Consider the following 3,254-nt stretch of genomic DNA (forward strand, 5'->3'; position numbering starts at 1 on the left):
GCACCTGCTCTGGTCATAAATCCTCCTTTTTCTCCTTGAAAAAGCAGGCCTTATGATGACCTTCAGCGGTCTCACGATTCAACCCATTTTGTTACGTATAGCACCGACTACACAACAGTGACACTGTCTTGTGGCGGTGACAGTTATCGCTTGCAACTTGAGGTCGCTCGATGACAGCCGTTTGCGGAGTACATGTCAAAGTCAACATTCCTTAGAGTATTGATTGCCCCTCGAAATATTACTTCCTAAATTTGTCTACGTATTGTAAATTATAAGAAATAATCCATTCTATAATATCTAATGCTATGACGATAGACAAAGATAAAATTGGAACTGATCCCAATATCCTCATGGATTTGATCAATAAATCAAATGATGCTATCTTTGTCAATGATCCTCCAACCGGACTCTTAATCTTTGTGAATGACAAGGCATGCGCCAGTTTGAGGGTATGATCGCCAGGAACTACTTTAAATGGGGGTTATGGATATTGAAACGGCCTTCCCCGACAATTTTTCATGGCAAGCACATGTAAATGAGATACGGCAAAGGGGTTCCCTTATATTTGAAGGTGTACAGAAACGAAAGAATAGCACTACATTTCCGGTTGAAGTAAACATCAGCTATGTGGTGATAAACACAAGAGAGTATATGGTGACTGTTGCACGCGACATCACCTGGCGCAAGAGCGCGGAAGAGAATCTTCGGCAGAGCGAGAAACGCTTTCGTTCCGTTATGGAGACGGTTCCGGCCATCCTGTGGGCCCTGGACAGTTCGGGAACCCTCGTATTTTCTGAAGGCAGGGCCCTTGCAGTGCTCGGGCTGAAAGCTGGAGAACTGGTGGGGCAATCAGTGTTTGAAATATACAAGAACGATATTAAGGCGGTCTCGCTCATACAGCGTGGTCTGGAGGGCGAGGAGTTCTCTGATGAGGTCGAAGTCGGTAGGCATAACTGGAGCAATCGCTATGTCCCGCATCCCTATAAGGACGGAAAAGTCATTGGACTGATCGGTATCTCATCGGTATCTCAGTGGACATAACCGAGCGCAAGAAGGCAGAAGAGGCACTGCGAGAAAGCGAGGAGCGATTGCGGCAGGCCATCCGTGTTTCTCAGAGCGGCATCTTCGATCACGACCACCTTACTGACACCATTTACTGGTCGCCTCAGCAACGGGAAATCTTTGGTTGGGGCCCGGATGAAACAGTAACCTTGCAGGCGTTTCTCGAATGTATTTACCCTGAGGACCGTGAGAGAATTGTGGCGACTGTCCGGCGCGCCCACGACCCGGCGGGTGTCGGTCTATTCGACGTTGAGTATCGGATCATACATCGAGGCGGCGCCATTCGCTGGCTGACCACGCGGTCCCAGACGTTCTTTGAGGGTGATGGCGGCAGGCGCCGGAAAGTGCGTACCGTAGGCGCCACCTTGGACATCAGCGAGCGCAAGGAGGCTGAGGAGAAGATCCGGGAAAAAGAAGGGAAGTACCGGTTGCTCTTTGAATCTGCCAATGACGGGATCTTTATCCACGATGAGACCGGCTTCATAGACTGTAACGAGAAAGGCGCCGAGATGTACGGGCTCCCGAAGGAGGAAATCATAGGCCGTCGGCCAAGCGAGTTCGCTCCGGAGCGGCAGCCTGATGGACGGCTTTCGTCCGAAGTGGCCAGCGAAAAGGTCCAGGCGGCATTGAGCGGTATCCCCCAGGTATTCGAGTGGAAGCCGGTGCGTGCTGACGGAAGCCCCTTTGATGTGGAGATCACCCTGAGCCGGCTCAAACTGGGCGGCAAGATGTACTTGCAGGCGATTGTTCGAGACATCGGCGAGCGGAAGCGGTTAGAACAGGAAATGCTCAAAATGGAGAAACTCGAATCCCTTGGGACGTTGGCAGGTGGAATCGCCCACGATTTCAACAACCTGCTGCAGGGCATATTCGGCTACATATCCATGGCAAAAATGAGTTTCAACCAGAAGGAGAAGTCGCTCGCCATGTTAGAGCAGGCCGAGAATGCGCTTCACCAGTCAGTCAGTCTCACGACACAACTGCTGACCTTCTCCAAGGGAGGTAAGCCGGTTAAGAAACAGATTTCCCTTCTGCCTGTGATCGAGAACGCGGCTAAGTTTGCCTTGAGCGGTTCCCAGTGTTACTATCAACTCGATATTGAGCCTGGCTTGTGGCAGGTCGATGCGGACGGGGGGCAGTTGGGGCAGGTGATTCAGAACATGGTGCTGAATGCTGACCATGCCATGCCCGAGGGAGGTGCCGTGGTTATCACTGCAAAGAACGTCCTGAAACCCGACAGCAAGCATCCTAAGCTTCCAAAAGGCAATTATGTCGAGATTTCTGTTCAGGACAGAGGCATTGGCATCCCAAAGAAATACCTCCAGAAAATCTTCGACCCCTATTTTACCACTAAGGAGAAGGGCAGCGGCCTTGGGCTTGCAACCTCCTATTCCGTCATCAGAAACCATGGGGGCTTGATTGATGTAACTTCCGAATCGGGGAAAGGCACAAAGTTCTTTATCTACCTGCCTGCTATTGAAGTGGAAAAGGAGTTTAAGGAAACCACTGAAGTTTCCTCAGTTGTCCGCAAAGGGAAAATCCTTGTCATGGATGACGACAAACTGGTGCGAGGAGTAGCAGAAGAACTGATTAGAACCCTTGGACACGAAGTTGATTGTGCAAAGGACGGAATAGATGCAATACAAAAGTTCGTTCTGGCGAGAGATTCAGGAAAGCCCTTTGATGTAGTTATCCTTGATCTAACGGTAAAGTCTGGCATGGGAGGAGAACAGACCATCAAGGAACTTCGAGAGATAGATCCAAGTGTTAAAGCTATCGTATCAAGTGGATACTCGAACAGTCGCGCGGTGGTAGACTACCATTCCTATGGATTTGCGGCATTCTTAAATAAGCCCTACTCTATCGATTCTCTGAAGAATAATCTGAATGCACTGCTGCGGTGACAATGATTTCTACACGTAACCTCTAGCTGTCGAATTTTCGTTGACCATCTAATACTAACAGAAACCTTATGCTGTTGTAATAAAGCCTCAGTGTTGACTGCAGGAGGAAGAAGCCGACCCTCGTAGATCTGTGGAAAAATGTGCGACCCTTTTGTTACAATACTGCGGTTTCTAAACATCTAATATGTGAGGGTTGAATATGAGTTTGATGAAAAGTGTCATGAATTTCTTTTCTCTTAGAGAGGAGACGCAGCCGGTCCGGAACATGGGAAGGAATGAGTCCTGCTG

At 49.3% G+C, this 3,254-nt stretch carries 2 protein-coding genes; both read left to right on the forward strand.

Going from position 1 to position 3,254, the window contains the following annotated elements:
• The first annotated feature begins 483 nt into the window (after positions 1–483).
• On the forward strand, positions 484–1,041 hold the full coding sequence (locus VMT62_02940; protein ID HVN95361.1) for a PAS domain S-box protein: 558 nt from the start codon (positions 484–486) through the stop codon (positions 1,039–1,041).
• Positions 1,032–2,966 (forward strand): PAS domain S-box protein, encoded by a 1,935-nt coding sequence (locus VMT62_02945; protein ID HVN95362.1) that lies wholly within the window; start codon positions 1,032–1,034, stop codon positions 2,964–2,966. Before VMT62_02940 ends, VMT62_02945 begins: the two co-directional genes overlap by 10 nt.
• Positions 2,967–3,254 lie beyond the last annotated feature (288 nt).

This window comes from Syntrophorhabdaceae bacterium (assembly GCA_035541755.1).
GTDB lineage: Bacteria > Desulfobacterota > Syntrophorhabdia > Syntrophorhabdales > Syntrophorhabdaceae > PNOF01.

What these genes read in the sequence shown, in the direction of transcription:
- VMT62_02940 (HVN95361.1), top strand. Translation starts at nt 484, where the DNA reads ATGGATATTGAAACGGCCTTCCCCGACAATTTTTCATGGCAAGCACAT.